This window comes from Oleiphilus sp. HI0117, from assembly GCF_001635235.1.
Genome location: NZ_LWGA01000791.1, coordinates 1 through 2,681, shown reverse-complemented (window position 1 = coordinate 2,681; position 2,681 = coordinate 1). Strand labels below are relative to the sequence as shown.

Below are 2,681 nucleotides of genomic sequence, written 5' to 3'. Positions count from 1 at the left end.
CAAAAAGCTATACAAAGATAATCCATACTCATCAAGTGAGATAACTTCTAGTGGCGTTACAAATGAAAATGGTGAATATTTTTATAATGAAACCGATGAGAATATTATGTTCTTCATTGGGGGCATGTTGGTTGCCTCGGGGCCGGTCGGACAGATTTTCACCCCATTAGATGTAAACTACGTAAGGCATTCTGAAGATGTAATCTCTGCTTCGAAAGAAGAATATCTACACCCGGATGCGCCTGTTAATTTAGCTAGATTATTACAGACCCTCGATTCCGATGGTTACCCTGAAAATGGCATTACCATTACGGAAGAAACCGCTAATGAGTTTTCCAATAGTTTTGAATCAATCTACGGTACAGAAGTATTCGACCAGTCTACAGAAGGCTTCGCTAGCCATTTAGAGGAACATATTGGTGAATATACCAATACTTCAACCTTAGTATCGGTAGAAGATGCCGTCAATCATATGAGTGCTTCACTATCGGATTTAAAGTCCGATTACACAATCAACCTAGTTGGTCAAACTTGGGTTACACAATTAAAGGAGCTCAGACAATACGTCTCTTTCGATAATAGAGATTCATGGGGAGAGCCCACAATATGCACCGAAACAGACATGAATATCTACTCAATAGATAAATATCATACCAACCATGTAGAAGTAGAGATCCACGATAATTTTAATGCCACTACTTGTACAGCTACAGGCAGTAGAAGTTTTGAAACGACTAATTATGGAAGGTACACAATGTGTCCAAGCAGTGAATGTAACTATTCTGATCTCAACCGGATAACTGGTTGGGAAGAAAATTCCGAAGAGAATCATCGGCGAGAGAAAGAAACGCGCCACCACATTATGGGCTCCGATAAAGTTATTACTATTCATGAAATCCAATTTACGGATGACGATAAGGACTACTGGCAGGTTGCTCGGTATGAATCAGCACGAAATCCCTAATTTCTCCCAATATAACTATCGGTTAGCCCGCTTCACAATATAAAGGAAGCGGCCTATCGCAATATTCAAGGGATCTCTTGGCTTTCACAATATATGTGAATTCTCAATACAGCTAAGGAGATCCCAAAATGACCAATAGAATTCTAAGAATAAAACAAGTCACCGACTACACAGGCCTTTCACGGGCGGCAGTTTATCGTTTGATGCAGGAGAAAGAATTTCCCCAATCAATTCGAATAACAAAGCGCTGTGTAGGCTGGGAGGAGAGGCAAATTCAAACTTGGATTGAATCCCAAATTAAAAAAAGCATCGAATCAGAAGGTGCTACAAATGACTAATCCAATAATGAACCCTGAGTGTGTAACTCAGGAAACACAGGCAACTGTCTCTTCCTCTGCGACCCACCCCGTTTCACCAACCACTTATAATCAGGAAACAAGTGAAACACCCCGAACAGATGAGTGGCCAAATGCTAAAAGTAGACCTTGTTGGCGCGTATACGACAACCCAGTATCTGTAGGCTCTAAGAGCCAACCTGCTGGTCTTTACTGGCATAACATCCAATACAATAAGGACGATAAGCCACCCACCTTGTCTGATGATTGGATTTGCGGCCCTTTGTACGTCGATGCAATAACTTCAAATGAAGGCAGTAATTTTGGCCGACTATTACGAATCAAGGATATCAATGGTAACTGGAAACAATTAGCAATCCCAATGGGGTTGCTAGCAGGCAGTACCGAGCGACTTTTAGAGCAACTCTTAGATATAGGACTTAATACAAATATCACTAGAAAGTCTAAAATTCCTATTTATATCAATTCAACAATTCCCCATAGACGTATAACGGCAGCTCAACAGACAGGCTGGAAGAATGATGTGGCTTTTGTTTTTCCAGAACAAACTCTAGGGGACCAAAGCTATATTTTTCAAGGAAAGCCAAATATCACGTCCGATTATTCCAAAAAAGGCTCTTTATCTACGTGGAAAAATACCATTGCAAAGTATTGTGAAGGTAATCCGGTAATGATTCTTACTATCAGCTTCGCACTCGCAGGCCCACTACTGAAATTACTAAATAAAGATAATGGAGGGCTACACCTTCTTGGAGACTCTTCATGTGGGAAAACTACATGCCTCGCGATAGCAAGCTCTGTATGGGGAAACCCTAAAGACTTCATGAGGACATGGAGATCTACAGCAAACGGTCTAGAATCCGTTTCTACTGACAGGAACGATACAACGTTGATACTAGACGAGTTGGGTGAAGCAGAAGCTAATGAAGTAAGCAAAATTGTTTATGCAATTGCGAACGGTTTAGGCAAACAGCGGGCTACCAAATTAGGGACGTCACAATCTATAAATAAATGGAGACAAAGCATTATTTCTAGCGGTGAGATTAGTCCAGAAGATTTGATCGCTTCTACTGGATCCAATGCTAGAGCGGGTGTTTCAATGCGGCTGCTAAATATTACTTGTTCTCGTGAGTATGGTGCTTTTGATCAACTTCATGAACACCAAAGCGGTAGACGTTTCTCTGATAACTTAAAACAAAACTGCAATCAAAACTACGGATTTGCAGGCCCAGAGTTCATAAACAGGTTATTAGAAATGAATGACGTCGAATCGTTGCATGAACGATTTGAAGACATCAAAAACTCAGTCACCTGTAAGAATGGCCAAGAAAGCCGTGCTGCTGATAGATTTATAATTGCAG

Annotated in this window: 3 protein-coding genes; all 3 read left to right on the top strand. The window is 40.8% G+C overall.

Annotated features, from left to right (window positions below; translation table 11 throughout):
- The first annotated feature begins 106 nt into the window (after positions 1 to 106).
- On the top strand, positions 107 to 964 hold the full coding sequence (locus A3757_RS12925) for a hypothetical protein (protein WP_156506313.1): 858 nt from the start codon (positions 107 to 109) through the stop codon (positions 962 to 964).
- Between the two features lie 128 nt (positions 965 to 1,092).
- Positions 1,093 to 1,302, top strand: coding sequence for an AlpA family transcriptional regulator (locus A3757_RS12920; RefSeq protein ID WP_068567229.1), 210 nt, complete (start codon positions 1,093 to 1,095; stop codon positions 1,300 to 1,302).
- Positions 1,295 to 2,681 (top strand): DUF927 domain-containing protein (locus A3757_RS12915; protein WP_068739753.1); only part of this gene is annotated, 1,387 nt, incomplete at its 3' end. The genes A3757_RS12920 and A3757_RS12915, both read left to right, overlap by 8 nt.

What these genes read in the sequence shown, in the direction of transcription:
- A3757_RS12925 (WP_156506313.1), top strand. Translation starts at nt 107, where the DNA reads ATGTTCTTCATTGGGGGCATGTTGGTTGCCTCGGGGCCGGTCGGACAG.
- A3757_RS12920 (WP_068567229.1), top strand. Translation starts at nt 1,093, where the DNA reads ATGACCAATAGAATTCTAAGAATAAAACAAGTCACCGACTACACAGGC.